Origin of the sequence: Algisphaera agarilytica (assembly GCF_014207595.1) — a bacterium.
GTDB classification, from domain to species: domain Bacteria; phylum Planctomycetota; class Phycisphaerae; order Phycisphaerales; family Phycisphaeraceae; genus Algisphaera; species Algisphaera agarilytica.
Genome location: NZ_JACHGY010000001.1, coordinates 2190276 through 2208249, shown reverse-complemented (window position 1 = coordinate 2208249; position 17974 = coordinate 2190276). Strand labels below are relative to the sequence as shown.

Sequence of the window (17974 nt, the reverse complement as noted above, 5' to 3'; positions counted from 1 at the left end):
GGGAGTCTGATACCCGCTCTTTGAAAACCTTTACGGATTAAGTACCCAGCTTTTTCTTCTTGGTCGTGGGGTGATGCCGCGTTATGCTTTGGGCATCACCCACTGATGGGGACTTGTATGGCCACTGCTTCTTAACAACCCGGCTCCTCTCGTGTAGCTCATCGCACTTGATCGCTGCACGCCCTTCTCGGCGTCGGGTTGCCCTCCGCTTGCTTTTGTTTTGATTTGTTCCCGCTCCACAAGCGTGAGTTTTTATATGGCTTCCAAACGTTCCCGTCGGCACGAGGCCGACAGCTTCACCTGTATCCATTGCGGCCAGTACGTCGACGCCCGTTCGTACGGTACCCGGCACCGCAACCACTGCCCGTATTGCCTCTGGTCCCGTCACGTCGACGAGTCGCCGGGTGATCGACGCAGCGCCTGCGGGGCGAAGATGCAGCCCATCGGCATCGAGACCAAAGACGACGGCGAGTGGTCCATCATCCACCGCTGCACCGGCTGCGGCGTGATCAAGGTCAACCGCATCGCGGGCGACGACCGCGAGTTGGCGTTGTTGCAGTTGGTGTTGAAACCGCTGAGTAATCCGCCGTTCCCGTTGGATCACCTGCCGGTGTGAGCGTCGGCTGGGCTGTATTTCAGCTCGGATGAATCGGATGGGATCGGATCAAGACGAAGAGAACCCCGTTGGTCTTGAATCCGACAAAATCCGATTCATCCGAGCGATCTCGATCGCCTTTTGAGTTAGGCAGGCCGCAAGATGTCTGTCTCACCCTCGGTCTTGGCGAGCACTACGGCTCCGACGCTGTCGCTGAAGATGTTCACGGCCGTGCGGCACATGTCCAGCGGACGATCGAAGACGAAGAGCAGGCCCATGCCAGCGACGAGGGACGCGCCCTCGGGCAGCAAGCCGGGCTGGAGTTGTTTTTCGACCGCAGTAAGGATGACCACGATCGCGACCAACGAAGCGGAGGGCACGCCGGCGACGCCGATGCTCGTCAGCAGCGCGGTGATCACGATCATGAACTGCTGGGCAAAGGAGAGCTCGATGCCGAAGGCCTGGCAGATGAAGATCGCGGCGACGCATTCGTAGAGCGCGGTGCCGTCCATGTTGACGGTGGCGCCGAGCGGCAGGACGAAGCTGGTGGTCTTGCGGGACACGCCGGCCCGTTTCTCCACGCAATCCATGGTCAGCGGCAGCGTGGCGGAGGAACTCGCGGTGCTGAACGCGGTGATGAGCGCCGGGGCCATGGCTTTGTAGTGTCGCAATGGGTTTACCCGGGCGACGAGCATCAGGATCAGCGGCATGACCACGAGCAGGTGGAGCAGCAGCGCGGCAAGTGCGACGCCGGCGAATTGCAGGATGCCGGTGAGGAAGGCTTCGAATCGGCCGTCGGGGCGGAGCTTGGCGTACTGTTCGCCGACGGTCGCGGCGAGCAGGCCCATGACGCCGATGGGCGCGAGCTTGAGCACGACGTCGGTGATCTTGAGCGTGATGTCGTAGACGCCCTGGGTGAACTTCACGAGGACGGGTTGACTGTCGGTGTCGAGTCGGGCGAGGAAGTAGCCCACGAACAGGGACACGACGATGAGCCCGAGCAGCGACCCGTCCGACGCGGCCTTGACCAGGTTGGGCGGGACCATGGTGCGGAAGACGTCGAGGAAGTCGGTCGCGGATTTGCCGCCGGTTTTGTCCTCGACCTTTTCCTGGGCGTCTTCGAAGGCCGAGAGGTCTTGTCCGACGAGGATGCCCTGGCCGTCGCTGACGCCGGGGCTGACGAAGTTAATGAGGGTGAGCCCGATGAGGATGGCAATCAGCGAGGTGCAGCCGTAGTAGAGCAGCGTCTTGCCGCCGAGTCGGCCGAGGCCCGCGCCGCGACCGATGCCGACGATCGCGAGGATGATCGAGCTGGTGACCAGCGGGACGATGATGAGCTTGAGGCCCTGGATGAACAGGTCGCCGATGAGATCGAAGACGAGGTAGGCGATGCTCGCGGTCGCGGCCTTGCCCGCCAGCGCCCCGCGTTGCTCGGCGGGGGTGTCGGTGGGGAGTTGGTCGATCGCCCACGACCCGATGGTCAGGCCGACCAACGCCCCGATCACCAGCCCCAGGAGGACCTGCCAATGCAACGGCCAACGCCAGGGCAGCGCGGCTGAGCTTGTGGGATGGGGTTCGTTGGCTTGGTTCATGGACTTACTATTAAGACTGTTTATACCAGACCATAAGAAGAGCGGCAGGAGAAAATTAGCGTAAAAGCCCCACCACAAAGCCGCTAGGGTTCGCTATATTGATTGGGTTGCTTTGAATGACTAAGCGGCGAGATGGTGTTTTAGAAAAGTCCTGTCTTTTCTGAGTTGTTCTCTGAATTCAAACCCTGGTGGAAGGGGCCTTACCGGTTGAGACGTAGCCGACGCCCGATTGTGATTGCTTCGCGTACCAGCCGACTGGCTCGTGTGCAGGCGGAGTTGGTGGCCAAAGCGCTGCGCAAGCTCCACCCGGTCGAGGTGGGCTTCCACTGGGTCGAAAGCGAAGGCGATCAGATCACCAAGGGCTCGTTGGCCGAGGCCGGCGGGAAGGGCTTGTTCACCCGGCGTGTCGATCAGGCCGTTCTCGATGAGAAGGCCGACCTCGCGGTGCACAGCCTCAAGGACCTGCCGGTCGATCCGGCCGAGGCGTTGTCGGGCCTTTCGCTCGCCGCCACCCCCAAACGTCACACGGTTCAAGACTGCCTGGTCAGCGCCAAGCGCTACGGCAGCCTGACCGACCTGCCCCAGGGCGGGATCGTCGGCACGAGCAGCCCACGCCGCGCCGCACAGATCCGCCGAGTCCGCCCCGACCTGGATATCCGGCTGCTGCGGGGCAACGTGGACACGCGTCTTAATAAAGTCTTGTCCGATGACGGGCCGCACTTCGACGCGGCGGTGTTGGCCGCTGCCGGGCTCAAACGTCTCGGGCTGGGTGAGCACGCGGATCGCCCGTTGTCGATCGAAGAGATGCTGCCCTCGGCTTGCCAGGGCGCGCTGGGCATCCGCTGCCGGGCGACCGACCACGTCACGCTGACACGCTGCCTCCCGCTGAACGCGGCGTCGACGTCGACCGCCGTGACCCACGAGCGCGAAGTCGTCCGCCTGCTCGGGGCCGACTGCTACTCGCCGATCGCGGTGCTGGCTCAGCCGATCGACCCCGCCAAGACCCAGGCCAAGCGCAACGCCGATTCGCACTGGTTCCGCCTCCGCGTCCGGCTGTGTTCGGCCGACGGCCAAACGACCCTCGAAGCCGACGAGAAATGCAAGACCTCGGAGCTGCGTCGCGTGGTCAAGCAGGTCACCACCGACCTCCTGAACCAAGGGGCCAAGGAAATCCTGGCCGAGGCCGCCAAAGCCCGCATTCTGGAACACCCCGGCTCCAACCCGCCCAGCGAGGCCCCCCAGAGCACCCCCTCCCCGATCCACGGCTTCCAATCGCCTCCGCCCCCCGCGGGCGACCGCGTCCTGGCGGAATAACCCCCGCCCAACCGACATTTCTCGTAAAGCCTCCCGTGTGGCGGGCCCGTTTGAGCAGGCCCCACAGATGGGACCGATGCCCCCGTCGGGTCGCAGCGCTGCGGGGCGGGTGATTCGTTATACTCTTCGGTCCGCTGGGGCCCGCTGAATGGGCCTTGAGCCCGATCGCTGTCCCGCGACGCCATTTTGGAGTACCCCCGTGTCCGACCGCAAACCGACCATTGGTGGCAACTGGAAGATGAACCTGCACACCGGCGACGCCAAGGCACTCGCAGTGGGCCTGGCTGAGGCGGTCAAAACCGACGCGGTCGACGTGACCGTGTTCCCCGCCTTCCCCTACCTGGCCATGGTCGCGGGTGTGTTCTGCGACGCGGGCAGCCAGATCAAAGTCGGTGCCCAGGACTTTTATCACCAAGCCAACGGCGCCTACACCGGCGAAGTGTCGCTGTCGATGCTCAAGGACGTCGGCGTCGCCACCGTGCTGGTCGGCCACTCCGAACGCCGCCACGTCATCGGCGAGACCGATGTATTGATCAACGAAAAAGTCCTCGCTGCGCTCGAAGCCGGCTTCGAGGTGGTCCTGGCCATCGGCGAAAAGCTCGAGCAGCGTGAAGCCGGCCAAACCGACTTCATCAACTACGCCCAGATGTGCTACGGCCTGGCGGGCGTGTCGGCCGAGCAGATGAGCAAGGTCACCATCGCCTACGAACCCGTCTGGGCCATCGGCACCGGCAAGACCGCGTCGCCCGAAGACGCCCAGGCCGCCCACGCCGCTATCCGCGGATGCCTCTCGGGCATCTACCCCGGCACCGACGTGTACGCCACCACCCGCATCCAGTACGGCGGCTCCATGAAGCCCGCCAATGCCGGCGAGCTCCTCGCCCAACCCGACATCGACGGCGGCCTCATCGGCGGCGCGTCGCTCAAAGTAGAAGACTTCAACGGCATCATCACCGCCGCCCAGTAAACCGAACCAAACTTTTCAACCCATGCAACACCTCACCCCCCTGCTCGCCGAGATCTCCTGGAGCGTTATCGTTCTGGCGATCGCCTTCGTCTTCATCTGCCTGTTCATGATGATGATCATCCTGATCCAGAAGCCCAAGGGCGGCGGCCTCAGCGGCGCCTTCGGCGGAGCGGGCGGCGGCGAATCCTCGTTCGTGGGCGCGAAGGTCGGCGACGTCCTGACCATCGTCACCGTCGTCTGCTTCCTGCTCTTCCTCGGGTTGGCCATGGCGCTGACCTGGAAGATCAACCCCACCGAGAACCAGGCCAAGGAAGACGCGCAGGTCAGCGCTCCCGCTGAAACCGAGACCGGCATGGCCGGCGAAGCGTCCGACCTCATTGAAGACGCCACCGAAACGGCCGAAGAAGCCGCCGATGAGGTGGCCGAGACCGCCGAACAAGCCCAAGAGCTTGCCGAAGACGCCGTCGAAAGCGTGACCGAAGACGCCCCCACGGAAGCCCCCGCCGAGTGATCGGCCGCCTTGATTCCTTCACTCTCTGACCGGAGCCCCCGCTTGATCCGATCCATGACCGGCTATGGCAGTGCCTCGGCGGAACACGACGGCGTGCAGTTCAGCCTCGAGTTGCGCAGCCTCAACAACCGCTACTTCAAAGCCGCCACCCGGCTGCCCGACGAGATCGCCGGGATGGAAGCCCTGCTCGAAAGCGCGCTCCGCAAGCGCGTGAGCCGCGGCAGCTTCTCGCTGGCCGTGAAGGTCAAGGTTTCCGATGCGGCGGCGACATCTTCCATCAACGACCAGGCGCTCATGACCTACCTCGATCACCTCGAGACGGTCCGCGAGAAAGTCCAGGACGAGTCGGTGCAGATCGACCTGACCCAGCTACTCGCCCTGCCGGGTGTGTTGCAGCCCCAGACCGACGACGACGCCCTCTTGGCCAAAGCCAAGCAGGTGTTGCCGCAGCTGCTGAGCGATGCGCTCGATCGATTGCTGGAGATGCGTACCACCGAAGGCAAAGCCCTCGCCGACGACCTGATTGGCCAGGTCGAGCATATCCGTGGGCAGATCAAGATCGTGGCCGACCGCGCCCCGGCCGTGGTACAGGAATACCACCAACGCCTCACCGCCCGGGTCGACGAACTCATGGCCAAGGCCAAGCTGAAGGTCGACGAAAATGACCTCCTCCGCGAGGTTGCGGTCTTTGCCGACCGGGCCGACATCAGCGAAGAGCTGTCGCGAATGAACGGCCACCTCGATCAGTTCACCGAGATCATCCAGACCGGCTCGCCGGGCAAGGGCGACGAGCCCGCCGGCCGAACGATGGACTTCATCGCCCAGGAGATGCTCCGCGAGGCCAACACCATCGGCAGCAAGAGCAACGACACCCCGATCAGCCGGGCCGTGGTGGAGATCAAGAGCCGCATCGACCGAATCAAAGAGCAGGTCCAGAACGTCGAATAATCCTGGATTCGGCGTATCATGTATCACCGCCCGCTTTGTTTTGTGATCGACGTGCCCATGCCTTCCGCCCCACGCCCTGCCACGATGACCAACCCCGCCGCCGCGGATGTCGCGACGGAGGCGGTCAAACGGCGTTCCGGGATATCCGCCGCGGGCATGTCCGCCACGGGCGTCTCCAGCTTCGGCTCGGGCGCGGGTGGCCGACAAACCTTCGCCGCCGACGAACTCGCGGTGGTGCTGTCCCACTACGACCTGGGCGTGCTGTCCGAGCTCAAGGAATTCCCACGCGGCTCGCGCAAGGCCCCGAAGATGATCGTGGGCACCCCCGAAAACTTTTACCTGCTCAAGCGCCGTGCCCGCGGACGTGACGACCCGTACAAAGTCGCGTTCTGCCACGGCCTGCAGATGCACCTGGCCAATCGGCAGTTCCCCCTGCCCCACCTCATCGGGACCCGGCAGGACAACAACTCGATGCTCAAGTGGAACGGCTCGACCTACGAGCTGTTCGAGTTCATCCAGGGCAACAGCTACGACCAGTCCCTCGAAGCCACCACCGAGGCCGGGCGAACCGTCGCGCTGTTCCACAAGCTGCTGGCCGACCACAAACCCAAATTCGATGCGCCCCGCGGCTCGTACCACGCGTCGCGTTCGGTCGCGTCGTCCAGCAACGCGATCCCGACCACGCTGATGAAGACCGAGCCGGAGCTGGATCGGAAAGAAATCGGCCGGGTGGTTCAGTTCCTCCACGAGTCGTACCAGGCCGCGGCCAAGCGCGTCAAAGACGCCGGGCTCGACAAGTGGCCGCTGCAGATCGCCCACTCGGACTGGCACCCCGGGAACATGCTGTTCCGCGGGCCCCGGGTGGTCGCGGTGATCGACTACGACGCGGCCCGGCTGCAGCAACGCATCATCGACGTGGCCAACGGCGCCTTGCAGTTCTCCATCATCGGCGGCGGCGACAACCCGACCGACTGGCCGGACTATCTGGACGAGTCGCGGTTCAAGCGGTTCATCCGCGGCTACGATTCGGTGCCGGACGCGGTCCTGAGTCGGGCGGAGCTGAAAGTGATGCCGTACCTGATGATCGAGGCGCTGATCGCCGAGAGTGTGATCCCGATCGCGGCGACCGGGATGTTCGGCCGGATGTCCGGGGGCAAGTTCCTGCCGATGGTCGAACGCAAGGTGCGCTGGCTCCAGTCCAACGCGGACAACCTGATCGCTTCGATCGAAAACTAGCCTCCACCCGTCGGGAGTCTCGTCGCATGAAAGCCCTAGCGTGTTTAGCCGTTGTGTCGGTCGTGTTGCTGTCCGTGGGCGGCCCGGCCGTCGCGCAGCCCGAGCACAACCCGCTCGTTGACCTGGCCGCCGAAGATTTCGAGATCCGGCAGGAGGCGAGCGATGCGCTGTATCTCGACGAAACGCTGAGCACCGAACAGCTTGTCGGGTGGTACGCTCAGGCCGAGCAGCCCGAGGTGCGGCAGCGTCTGCTGGCCGTGGCCCGGCATCACTTCCTCCGCCAGATGCGGCTCGACACGTTTCCCGCCGAGGGTCCGGGTTCCATCGGCGTGGTGCAGTCGATGCAGATCGAACCCCCGCCGATCGACGCCGACCCCAAGGCTCAGCGCAACCGGACGACGAACACGTTTGCCTTGGTGACGCGGGTGCTGGAAGGGTTCCCCGCGTCCGGCCGACTCCACCCGCTGGACCGTGTGGTCGCGCTGGACGGGCAGCTCTTGGGTGCAGCCAACCAGAACCAGCGTTTTGAAGACCTGATGGGGCTTTACCAAGCCGGCGACACCCTGACGCTCACCGTGCAACGCAACGGCGAGAGCCTGGATATCGAGATCCCGCTGGCCAATCGCAACGCGTTGGGCGCGATGTACGCCTTCCCCGAGTTTGGCCTCACGCCTGATTTCGATGTGGCCTGGACCGAGTATCGGCAGCAGCACTTCCCGCTAGTGGACAACAACCTCGCTCCGCCAAGCAACGATCCTGAATAAGCACCACGCGACCGTCTTAGCGCGGCGGGCTCGAAACCACCCAGCGGGTGCAACGGGCTTAACCCGCGGAGACGAGCCAATCGTTACAACGCGCCCCGCCCGGCGATCCGGCTCGGCTTACCACCCGCCCCACTTTTTCGCGGCGATTCCAAAATCAACGCTCAGCCCACGCGACGCTTCGGACGATGGTCAGTCACGAGGCAAACCATGAAACACATGATTCAGTTGACCGCGGCGACCACGCTGCTCACCGCGATCACCGCAACCGCCATCCATCCGAAGTTCGGAGCGCTGTGGGGCAACCCGCTCGCCCTGGTGGGCATGGGACTCATCGGCTTGGGCCTGTTCCGCAACGCCCAGCAGGCGGTCGCGGTGAAGAGCCACGCGGACTCCTAACGGCCATTCGTTTTTTCAATCATAAACAAAGCCAAAGCATACGCTTGCGCAATTCTCGGCCCTCCCTGGTCGAAATTTTTTCGATGCGCTATTGACTGGCCTTTGTTTTTGACGATAATTTCTGTACAGACAGAAACAACCGAATGGACCGATCGTCATGAAACTCTCCGCCGTCCAACAGAAATTCATCCTCCACTGGGGCGAGATGGGCACCCGCTGGGGCGTCAACCGCACCGTCGCCCAGGTCCACGCCCTGCTCTACCTCGCCGACCGGCCGCTCAACGCCGACGACCTGGTCGAGACGCTCGGCGTGGCCCGCAGCAACATCTCCACCAGCCTCAAAGAACTCCAGGGCTGGGGCATCGTCCACACCGCCCCGGTCCTCGGCGAGCGCCGCGACCACTTCATCACCACTGCGGATGTCTGGGAGATGTTCCAGATCATTCTCGACGAGCGGAAGAAGCGTGAGATCGACCCGACGCTGGCGATCCTCCGCGAGTGTGTCGAAGAAGCCGAGGCCGCCGAAAGCGAGTCCGACCACACCCGCCGTCGGCTGCGTGAACTGCACGGCCTAATCGACGACCTGGCCCAGTGGTACACCCAGATCCGCGCCCTGCCGACGGGTGCCGTGATCAAGTTTGTGAAGATGGGCTCAAAGGTCCGCAAGGTCCTCGGGCTGACTGGTTAACTCCACGTTCCTCACTACCCCACTTTTTTCCGGATGTTTGTCATGCCCCCGCTCGCCGCTGAACGACCTCAAACCGCCACGCCACGCCGAACTGTTCTCAGCGATCGTTCGTTGGCGAAGTGGAAACAACGCCGAGAAACGCCACTCATGTTGAGCGATTGGGACCGAACCCTGATGATCCACTACGAAGTCGATCCCGATGAGCTTCAGCCGCAGATCCCCTTCCCTTTGGATCTGCACGAGGGCAAGGCGTATGTCAGCCTGGTGGCGTTCACGCTCCGCAAGCTGCGTCCACAGGCGCTGCCCGCGGTGTTTCAAACGCTGATGCGGCCGGTCTCTGAGCACGGCTTCCTGAACGTACGCACCTACGTCCGTGTCGGTCGCGACACGGGAATCTATTTCCTGGCGGAGTGGCTGCCCAATCGCCTGGCGATCCTGCTGGGGCCGCCGATGTACGGCCTGCCCTACCGCCACGGCGCACTCGATTACCAACACCATCACGAAACCGGCGAACTGCACGGCCGTGTCGAGCCCCACGACGAGACCGCCCCGCTGCACTACCGGTACGACGGTCCGCCGCTCGATGACTTCGCCCCGGCCGAGCGCGACACGCTCGACGAGTTTGTGCTGGAGCGCTACACCGCCTTCACCGAACGCGGCCGGGTGCGCAGGCGATTCGATATCTGGCACGAGCCCTGGCCGCAGCAGCGCATCGATGACCTCGACCTCATCGACGACCGCCTTGCGCAATGCACCGGCCCGTGGCACGACACCGCCCAACCCATCGCCGCTCACTACAGCCCCGGCGTCCATGGCGTCTGGCTGGGCGGCCCCAAACGCATTCGCGATACGCACGGCTTCTCCACGCATCCCCACGCCGAGGAGGTGGCGGCATGACACACTCCACGTACCAAGCCTGGCACCCCGAAGCGAATCACCTCCGCGGCGCGGGGATTGTGCTTTCGATCGCCATCACCGTGTTTTACGCAATGGCGCTCTGCGAAGACTTGGGAGTTTATGCGGCGATGCTGATGGGTTCCGCCGGCTTGCTCTGGGTCGTGTTCCTGCTCGGCACGTGCTGCAACAGCCCCGCGGAGATGCGGCAGGCCCGGTGCGACCGTGCGCTGTGGACGATGACCACGGGAAGCCTGGCCTTGACCGCGTGGCTGCCTGTCTGGGCGCTGTGCAGTTGGTTCGGCGGCCTGCCGGCGCTTGGCGGGCTTGTGCTGGCCGACCTTGTCATGGGCAAGGTGTACATCGGACTCGCGCCCAGCGTCGACCAAACCCCACGGCAGGCGGCGATGCACTGGTGGGGATTAATGAACGGATCATTGATCGCCATCCTCGCGATCACTTATTTGCTCGGAGAAATGATATGAACCTCACCATGACCGGCCGACTGACCGACTGTGTGCTGCTTTCTTACCGCACGCCCGCCGAGACGGTGGCGGGGTTGATCCCCGAGGGCCTGGAGCTCGTGACGCGTGGGCCTTGGGCGTTTTGGAATATCGTCGCCTGCCGGGTCGAAGGGATGCGGCCGGCGTTTCCGGGGGCGGTGGATGCGCCGGCGGCGCTCGGCGTGACCTACCACCACGTGGCGTATCGGCTTTTGGTGCAGGCGATGACCGACCGGGCGGACGTGCGTAAAGGTTTGTACTTCGTCCGGAGCGATGCGGATGCACGCGTGCTCGGGGCGGTGGGCAACTGGACGACCGACTTCAAGTTCCACGCGGCGGAGATGGCGCTGGCGGCGGAGCCAGACACCTACACGCTCGGGGTTCGTACCGCCGACGGTCGGGCCGACGCGACGCTTCGCCTGGATGGTCGTCCGCCCCGGCTGGAGATGGGTTCTTGCTTCCCGACGCTGCAGGATGCGCAGGAGTTTTTGAAGTATCAGCCCTACGCCTTGGCGGTCACCGGGAGAGAGGGCCGACGGCGGCTGCGTATCGCCGAGGTCCAGCGGGACGAAGCGGCGTGGGCCGAGACCCCGGTATCGGTGGACGTGGCGGAGTTCGGGTTGTTTGAAGAGTTTGGCCAGTCGGAGCATGTGCGGTTCGAGTTGGCGACGCGGGTCGCGGCGATGGACTACACGTGGAAGCTTGGCCGGACCGAAGGGCTGTTGGGGCAGGCCGTGGAGCAACCGGCGGACGCCGAGGCGGAAGTCGCTCAGTCGGCGTAAGTGGGTATGGCGCGAGCGGCGCAACGGCTTGCGCCCGAGCTTTGGCACCGCGGGTTGTGAACTCGCCGTAAAGCGTGGCAAGGTCGATCGACAACGCGGATAGAATAGGGGCTGCGATCAGGAGGACCTGCTATGCCTATTCGTCTGCCCATGCCCGGATCAAACCGCCGCCGTCCCCGCCGGGGCGGGAAGATGGGGTCGTTCAAGATACGGTTGGTGATCGCGCTGGTGATCGCGGGGTTTGCGTTGATCAGTTACCTGAGCACCAGCAGCACCAACCCGTTCACCGGCCAGCAACAACGCGTCGGATTGACGCCCGCCGACGAAGTCGCGCTGGGGCTGCAAGCGGTGCCGAGCCTGACCCAGCAGTTCGGCGGCGTGGAGCCCGACCCCGAAGCGCAGGCCCGGCTGGACCGCATCGGACGTGAACTCGTCGAAGCCGCGAAGCGCCACCACGGCACCGCCGAGAGCCCGTACGAATTCGAGTTCACGTTGCTCGCCGACGATCAGGTCGTCAACGCCTTCGCCCTGCCCGGCGGGCAGACGTTCATCACCGACGTGCTGCACGACCAGCTCAGCGACTCGCAGCTCGCCGCGGTCATGGCCCACGAGATCACCCACGTCATCCAACGCCACGGCGCCCAGCAGATGGCCCAGGGCCAGTTCTTCCAGCAGCTCAGCGGCGCCGCGGGCATGGCGACGGGCGATGTCACCGGGGCGCAGATCGCGGCGCAGTTTCTCGATGTGCTGGGCAAGGGCTACAGCCGTGAGCACGAACGTGAATGCGACCACCACGGGGTGCACTACATGGTCGAGGCGGGCTACCATCCGCAGGGCATGGTCGAGCTGCTGCAGATCCTCGCCGAGGCGTCCGGCGGCGCTCACCCGCCCGAGATGCTCTCGACCCACCCCCACCCCGAAGAACGTGTCGGCCTCGTCGAGCAACAGATCAAACAGATGTTCCCCAACGGCGTGCCGAGCGGCCTGATCCGCTGACCACCCCCACCAACCGCCGAAGCAACCGCCATGACCAAACCGCTCGAAAACAAACGCGTCCTGATCTTTGTGGGCGACGACTACGAAGACCAGGAGCTGCAATACCCCAAGTACCGCCTCCGTGAAGCGGGGGCCGAGGTGACGATCGCCGGCCTCGAAGCGGGCGTGGTGTACCAGGGCAAGTACAGCTACCCGCAGAAGAGCGACGCGGCGGTGCGTGACCTGAGTGCCGACGACTTCGACGCGCTGGTCGTGCCCGGCGGGTGGATGCCCGACAAGCTGCGACGCTACGACGAGGTCAAGCAGATCACCAAAGCCATCGCCGACGCGGGCAAACCCATCGCCAGCGTCTGCCACGGCCCGTGGATCGACATCTCGGCGGGCATCGTCAAGGGCGTGACCTACACCAGCACGCCGGGGCTCACCGACGACCTCACGAACGCCGGCGCGGTCTGGGTGGATCAGGAAGTCTGCGTGGATGAGAAGCACCAACGCGTCAGCAGCCGCCGGCCCGACGACCTGCCGGCGTTCATGGCGGCGTTGATTGCGATGATGATGAATTAGAAGTTTGGCTCGGATGTCTCGGATGAAATCGGATTGATGCCTTGATCCGCATCCATCCGAAAAATCCGAGCCTGATCCTTCTCAGACCAACTCCGCGATGCGGGTGATGACGCGGTCGGGGATGATCTCGCTGTCTTCGGGCAGGGTCTTGCCTTCCCAGTCGTTCCAGATGCCTTGCATGCCCATGGACTGCGGGGCGGCGACTTCCCAGGCGAGGTTGTCGCCGACGCACCATGAATCCTCGGCGGGGGCGTCGCAGGCGCGCAGCGCCTGTTGGAAGACGCGCGGGTCGGGCTTGCCGAAGCCGAGCTCGCCCTCGATGAGCACCGCCTGGAAATACTGGGTGAGGTCGAAGTGGGCGACCTTGTCGCGTTGGCCCTGGGCGTCGCCGTTGGTGATCAGCGCCATGGGCACACCCGAGGCGACGAAGTGTTCGAGGGTTTCGATCGCGCCGGGGAAGGGCCGCATCGACGTGACGCGGTGGTCGCTGTAGTAGTCGGCGAAGCGGGTGGCGAGGTCGTAGTTGTCGATGCCCAGTTCGAGCAGGCCGTGGTGGGTGACTTCGATGCGTGACTTCTGCACGTCGAGCCGGCCCTCGTGGTTGCGCTTGGGGTCGGACCAGTACCAGATGCGCGAGGCGTCGAGGATGGGGTCGAAGACCTCGGCGGGTTGGCCGATCTCAGACTCGAACGCCTTGGCGGTCTCCCGCCAGACGCGGGTGGCGCTGAGCGTGGTGTCGAGGATCGTGTCGTCGAGGTCGAAGAGGATCGCGCGGGGCAGGTCGTCCATGTTGGATGAGTCTATCCGGCGAACGCGTTGAGGGGCGCTGGAATGTGTAGCGATATCGACTTGCGGTTCGGAGACGCGCGGGGCCAAGCCCCGCGGCTAACGCAGCAAACGGATTACGCGGCCCGGGAGTACGACTCGTCGGCGTCGTCTTCGATCGGCTCGGGGAAGCGGAAGATCGAGTCTTCCACTTGCTCGGCCGTCACGGGCGTCTCGATCACCCGCACCGATTGGCCGCGTCGGTTGAGGGCCCACACCACCACAGCCTCGCCGCCGAAGAGCAGGACCATCGCGCCGATCACCAGGGCCACCATCCCCGCCGCGTCGAACTTGGCGTCCTCGGCGGTCAGCGTGGCGGCGGCGTTGGGCGTCGGCGTGGGGTCGCTCTCCCACGGCTGCAGCATCACGGCGCTGCGTTCCAGCGCCGCCCAGCCCAGGACCGCCGATCCGGACTCCGAGGCCGGGCGGTCGTAACCCAGCCGCTGGGCCCAGACGGTCGACGCGGCGACGGGTTGGGCCAGGAAGTCGGCGGGCGTGGCTGCCGAGATCGTCGACGCCCAATCGGGCGTGGTCTCGGGCAGCAGCTCGGCCGAGGCGATCATCAAACGCTTGGCCAGCACCAGCGGCTGAGCGATCGACAGCCCACGCAGATCGATGTCACGCACGGGCGACGCATCATCAACGGGCTGGGGCGCGGCGGGCTCGGTCTCGACGGTGAACAGCGACGCCGACTCGATCGAACCTGCCGGTTGATCCGGGGTCGTGATCGACGACGCGTCGGGCGAGAGGGTCAGCGTCGTCGACTCGGTCCACACCGGGCCGTTCTCGCTTACCGAGGGAGAGACGACGGGTGCGATCGAGCCCACGGTGGTCGAGGTTGTGCATCCCACCATGATGCACGCCCACGCCAGCATGACCGCTGCCGCCACCATCCAAACCTTTGCTTCGCGTTCGCTCGTCATCTCGTCTACACCTCGGGGCGGGGGACCAAAAGCCGCCGGCCACGCCGACGCCGCAAGGTGTATCGGTGGAGGGTTGGCGTGGATGCCAACGCGATCAGGAGTTCGGATTATCGGAATCCATGGGAGCGTCCGAGTTGGGCCCGGGGTAGTCGACGCCCTTGGCCATCACCGCCAAAACCAGCGGCAGCAACACAAAAGCCATCCCCACCCAACCCAGCGTCGGCCAGACCGAACGGGCCGCGAAGTAGGCCCAGATCCCCGCGATCAGGCTCACAAACCCCACCGGCTCCAGCCGACTGGGCTTGTCTCTCACCACCCGCTGCACAAAGACCACGGCATTGATCACCAACGCTACGCCCCATACGAGGGCCGACAACCCCCCGAATCCGTAAACCAGTACATCCATAAACGTCATGCGTTATCCCGTGGCGATCCTTCGGGCGTGGCATAGCGCGATCGCGATCGCGTCCGCAACGTCCGGCGGGCTGGGTGGTTCGGCAAGGCGGCACTGGGCCTGGATCGAGAGCTGCATCTGCTCTTTCGTGGCGTGGCCGTTGCCGGTGAGTGACTTCTTGATTTCCGTGGCGGCGAGGTGCTCGGTGGGCAGACCCGCCGCGGTGCCGCAGAGCAGGATGACCCCGCGGGCGTGTCCCATAAGGATCGCGGTGCGGGGGTGGGCGTAGTGGGCGTAGAGCTGTTCCACGGCCATGCGGTCGGGCTTCACTTGAGCGATCAGCTCGGACAGCTCATTGCGGAGCTGCAGCAGACGGTGTTCCATGGGCTGCTTGGCGTCGAGGCGGATGACGCCCCCTTCGACGAGGGTGGGTTCGAGGGTGCCGTCGTGCAGATCGACCACGCCGTAGCCCGTGAGCCGCAGCCCGGGGTCGATGCCCAACACGCGGGTGAATCCTTCGGCCATGCGTGATAGTCTATTTCATTCCCCCCGGGCAAGGCCGAGCCCCGCCCGCTGATTCGTGTATTTCATCGCCTCACCCCGCAAGCCACGGAGGGCTTGATCGTTGGCCAAACGCCGCAGCCGAAAATCCGACGACGACGAAGCCCTGTTCAACGCCGACCTGCGCGGCAAAGACAGTTCCACCGGTGACAACGGCAGCTCCGGCGGCGATGTCGGCATCGCTTTGCACGAAGCGGCCCAGTCGCGGTACCTCAACTACTCGTTATCGGTCATCACCAGCCGGGCGTTGCCGGACGTGCGCGACGGGCTGAAGCCGGTTCAGCGCCGCATCCTCTACACCATGTGGCAGCAGGGCCTCCGCGCCGAGGCCAAGCCCCGCAAGTCCGCCACCGTCTGCGGCACCGTGATGGGCTCGTACCACCCCCACGGCGACAGCGCGATCTACGACGCCCTGGTCCGTATGGCCCAGGCTTGGGTGATGCGCGTCCCGCTGGTCGAGGGCATCGGCAACTTCGGCTCGGTCGACGGCGACAACCCCGCCGCCTACCGCTACACCGAGTGCCGACTCGCCCCACCCGCCACCGCCTTGCTCGACGACATCGGGCAAAACACCGTGCCCTTCCGCCCGAACTACGACGGCACGAAGACCGAGCCGGTCGTCTTGCCCTCGAAGCTGCCCAACCTCTTGGTCAACGGTAGCTCGGGCATCGCCGTGGGCATGGCGACCAACATCCCGCCGCACAACCTGACCGAGGTGGTCAAGGCCTGCCTCAAGATGCTGGCCGACCCCGAGATCAAGGACTACCAGCTCGTCGCCAACGACGCGGTCCAGGGCCCCGACTTCCCCACCGGCGGGCAGATCATCAACTCCAAAGATGAGCTCCGCGAAATCTACAAGACCGGCACCGGCAGCATCAAGGTCCGCGGCACCACCGTCCCCGGCAAAGGCGGCGGCCGTGCCTCGAAGATCCTCACGATCGACAGCATCCCCTACGGCGTGAATAAGGCCAACCTCGTCGAGCAGATCGCCCAGGTCGTGCTCGATCGCAAGATGCCGCTGCTGCTGGATGTGAAAGACCTCTCGGCCGAGGACGTGCGAATTGATCTTGAACTCAAGAAAGACGCGGAAGAAGCCAAAGTCCTGGCCTACCTCTACAAGCACACCGCGCTGCAGACCAACTTCAACGTCAACCTGACCTGCCTGGTCCCGACGCAGAACCCCGAGGTCGGCGCGCCCGACCGGCTGGGCCTCAAGGAAATCCTCTGGCACTTCCTGCACTTCCGCCTGGATGTGGTCACCCGCCGCCTCGAAAACGAGCTGGCCGGCCTGGAAAAACGCATCCACATCCTCGAAGGCTTTGCGCTGATCTTCGATGCGCTGGACCAGATCATCAAGATCATCCGCGCTTCAGATGGCAAGGCCGACGCGGCGGTGAAGATCATGAAACGCTTCAAACAACTCGACGAGGAGCAGACCGATGCGATCCTCGAGTTGAAGCTCTATCGCCTGGCCCGTCTGGAAATCAACCTGGTCACCGATGAGCTCAAGGCCAAGAAGAAGCGCGCCCGCGAGATCAAGAAGCTGCTCAACGAAGACGCCAGCGACACGACGACCTCCGGGCGATGGGGCCTGGTCCGCGGAGAACTCGACCAGATCATCGCCGACTACGGCAAGACCAAGGAAGGCAAACGCCGGACCGTCATCGCGGCGGTCGGCGACGAGCCCGAATACTCCGCGGAAGACTTCATTGTTGCGGAAGACTGCCACGTGCTGGTCACGGCCGACGGCTGGATCAAACGGCAGAAGGAAATCAAAGAACCCAGCAAGAGCCGTATCCGCGAAGGCGACCGCGTGCTTGCTTGCGTGGCGGGTTCGACGCGTTCGACGCTTGGCTTCTTCTCCAGTCTGGGCACGTGTTACACCGCCCGGTTCATCGACATCCCCGCGTCCACGGGCTACGGCGAGCCGATCCAAAAACTCTTCAAACTCAAGGACGGCGAAAAGATCGTCGCGGCGATGTCGTTCGACGAACGTACCGTGGACAGCGGCATCGCCAGCCTCGCCGAAGACCCCAAGAAGCCCGACGACTGCCCGTGGGTCCACGGCTTCGCCGCCACGTCCGACGGTTATTCGCTGCGGTTCGGCCTGGCGAGTTTTGTCGAGCCTTCAACCCGTGCGGGACGGAAATTCGCCCGCCCCAAGAAGGGTGAGGCTGTGGTCGGCTTCGATCCGGTGCACGGCAGCGAGACCATCCTCGCCGTGTCGGCCCACTGCCGGGCGATGGTGTGTTCCGCCGACGAGGTCAACTACCTCTCTGGCCCGGGCAAGGGTGTCCAACTCATCAAGCTCGGCCCGCTCGACAAGCTGCTGGGCTTCAAAGCCAGCGAAGGCGACCGCGACCTGCTCAACGTCGAAACCAACCGCGGCGCGAAGAAGACCATAAGCACCGTGAAGTACCGCACCACCGCCCGCGGCGGGAAAGGCACCGAGATCCAGAAGAACGGCAAGATCGCCCGCATCATCCCCGACGACGTCCCCGCCCCGCCGGTGTTTAGCTGA

20 protein-coding genes are annotated in these 17974 nt (G+C 64.6%); 15 read left to right on the top strand and 5 right to left on the bottom strand.

Annotated elements, in window-relative coordinates; genetic code table 11:
- Positions 1–256 precede the first annotated feature (256 nt).
- Complete coding sequence (locus HNQ40_RS09475) at positions 257–616, top strand: RNHCP domain-containing protein (protein WP_184677599.1); 360 nt, start codon at positions 257–259, stop codon at positions 614–616.
- Positions 617–741: 125 nt separating this feature from the next.
- Here HNQ40_RS09475 and HNQ40_RS09470 read toward each other — a convergent pair whose 3' ends face one another.
- Positions 742–2187, bottom strand: coding sequence for a dicarboxylate/amino acid:cation symporter (locus HNQ40_RS09470; protein ID WP_184677598.1), 1446 nt, complete (start codon positions 2185–2187; stop codon positions 742–744).
- A gap of 207 nt (positions 2188–2394) precedes the next feature.
- On the opposite strand from HNQ40_RS09470, the gene hemC reads away from it, so the two are divergent.
- From hemC to HNQ40_RS09405, 13 genes are all read left to right on the top strand, one after another.
- Positions 2395–3501, top strand: a complete 1107-nt coding sequence (gene hemC / locus HNQ40_RS09465) for a hydroxymethylbilane synthase (protein WP_184677597.1) — start codon at positions 2395–2397, stop codon at positions 3499–3501.
- A 199-nt stretch (positions 3502–3700) separates the two neighbouring features.
- Positions 3701–4468: a triose-phosphate isomerase gene (tpiA, locus tag HNQ40_RS09460; RefSeq protein WP_315852770.1), complete on the top strand. Its 768-nt coding sequence runs from the start codon at positions 3701–3703 to the stop codon at positions 4466–4468.
- A gap of 22 nt (positions 4469–4490) precedes the next feature.
- Positions 4491–4979: a preprotein translocase subunit SecG gene (secG, locus tag HNQ40_RS09455; protein WP_184677595.1), complete on the top strand. Its 489-nt coding sequence runs from the start codon at positions 4491–4493 to the stop codon at positions 4977–4979.
- Between the two features lie 42 nt (positions 4980–5021).
- Positions 5022–5927: a YicC/YloC family endoribonuclease gene (locus HNQ40_RS09450; protein ID WP_184677594.1), complete on the top strand. Its 906-nt coding sequence runs from the start codon at positions 5022–5024 to the stop codon at positions 5925–5927.
- Positions 5928–5945: 18 nt separating this feature from the next.
- Positions 5946–7163 carry a phosphotransferase gene (locus tag HNQ40_RS09445; RefSeq protein WP_184677593.1) on the top strand — a complete coding sequence of 406 codons (1218 nt, stop codon included), beginning with the start codon at positions 5946–5948 and terminating at the stop codon, positions 7161–7163.
- A gap of 26 nt (positions 7164–7189) precedes the next feature.
- Positions 7190–7927, top strand: a complete 738-nt coding sequence (locus tag HNQ40_RS09440) for a PDZ domain-containing protein (RefSeq protein WP_184677592.1) — start codon at positions 7190–7192, stop codon at positions 7925–7927.
- A gap of 216 nt (positions 7928–8143) precedes the next feature.
- Positions 8144–8323 (top strand): hypothetical protein, encoded by a 180-nt coding sequence (locus tag HNQ40_RS09435; RefSeq protein WP_221435457.1) that lies wholly within the window; start codon positions 8144–8146, stop codon positions 8321–8323.
- A 157-nt stretch (positions 8324–8480) separates the two neighbouring features.
- The gene (locus tag HNQ40_RS09430; protein WP_184677590.1) at positions 8481–9011 is read left to right on the top strand and encodes a GbsR/MarR family transcriptional regulator; all 531 of its coding nucleotides are present in this window, start codon (positions 8481–8483) and stop codon (positions 9009–9011) included.
- 33 nt (positions 9012–9044) lie between these two features.
- Complete coding sequence (locus tag HNQ40_RS09425) at positions 9045–9908, top strand: DUF2071 domain-containing protein (protein WP_390675125.1); 864 nt, start codon at positions 9045–9047, stop codon at positions 9906–9908.
- Complete coding sequence (locus tag HNQ40_RS09420; RefSeq protein WP_184677588.1) at positions 9905–10390, top strand: hypothetical protein; 486 nt, start codon at positions 9905–9907, stop codon at positions 10388–10390. The genes HNQ40_RS09425 and HNQ40_RS09420 overlap by 4 nt, the downstream gene beginning before the upstream one ends.
- Positions 10387–11190 (top strand): DUF2071 domain-containing protein, encoded by an 804-nt coding sequence (locus HNQ40_RS09415; RefSeq protein WP_184677587.1) that lies wholly within the window; start codon positions 10387–10389, stop codon positions 11188–11190. The genes HNQ40_RS09420 and HNQ40_RS09415 overlap by 4 nt, the downstream gene beginning before the upstream one ends.
- Before the next feature lie 132 nt (positions 11191–11322).
- Complete coding sequence (locus tag HNQ40_RS09410; protein ID WP_221435456.1) at positions 11323–12186, top strand: M48 family metalloprotease; 864 nt, start codon at positions 11323–11325, stop codon at positions 12184–12186.
- A gap of 30 nt (positions 12187–12216) precedes the next feature.
- Positions 12217–12750 (top strand): type 1 glutamine amidotransferase domain-containing protein, encoded by a 534-nt coding sequence (locus tag HNQ40_RS09405; protein WP_184677586.1) that lies wholly within the window; start codon positions 12217–12219, stop codon positions 12748–12750.
- Between the two features lie 81 nt (positions 12751–12831).
- Here HNQ40_RS09405 and HNQ40_RS09400 read toward each other — a convergent pair whose 3' ends face one another.
- The 4 genes from HNQ40_RS09400 to HNQ40_RS09385 all read right to left on the bottom strand — a co-directional run bounded on the left by HNQ40_RS09400 (position 12832) and on the right by HNQ40_RS09385 (position 15417).
- Entirely contained in the window at positions 12832–13539 is a 708-nt protein-coding gene (locus tag HNQ40_RS09400) for an HAD family hydrolase (protein ID WP_184677585.1), read from the bottom strand.
- A gap of 113 nt (positions 13540–13652) precedes the next feature.
- Positions 13653–14498, bottom strand: coding sequence for a hypothetical protein (locus HNQ40_RS09395; RefSeq protein WP_184677584.1), 846 nt, complete (start codon positions 14496–14498; stop codon positions 13653–13655).
- A 94-nt stretch (positions 14499–14592) separates the two neighbouring features.
- A complete protein-coding gene (locus tag HNQ40_RS09390) occupies positions 14593–14913 on the bottom strand; it encodes a hypothetical protein (protein WP_221435455.1) in 321 nt (106 codons plus the stop codon).
- A gap of 3 nt (positions 14914–14916) precedes the next feature.
- A complete protein-coding gene (locus tag HNQ40_RS09385; protein ID WP_184677582.1) occupies positions 14917–15417 on the bottom strand; it encodes a crossover junction endodeoxyribonuclease RuvC in 501 nt (166 codons plus the stop codon).
- A 100-nt stretch (positions 15418–15517) separates the two neighbouring features.
- Between HNQ40_RS09385 and HNQ40_RS09380 the strand changes: the two genes are divergently transcribed.
- Complete coding sequence (locus HNQ40_RS09380) at positions 15518–17974, top strand: DNA gyrase/topoisomerase IV subunit A (protein ID WP_246402824.1); 2457 nt, start codon at positions 15518–15520, stop codon at positions 17972–17974.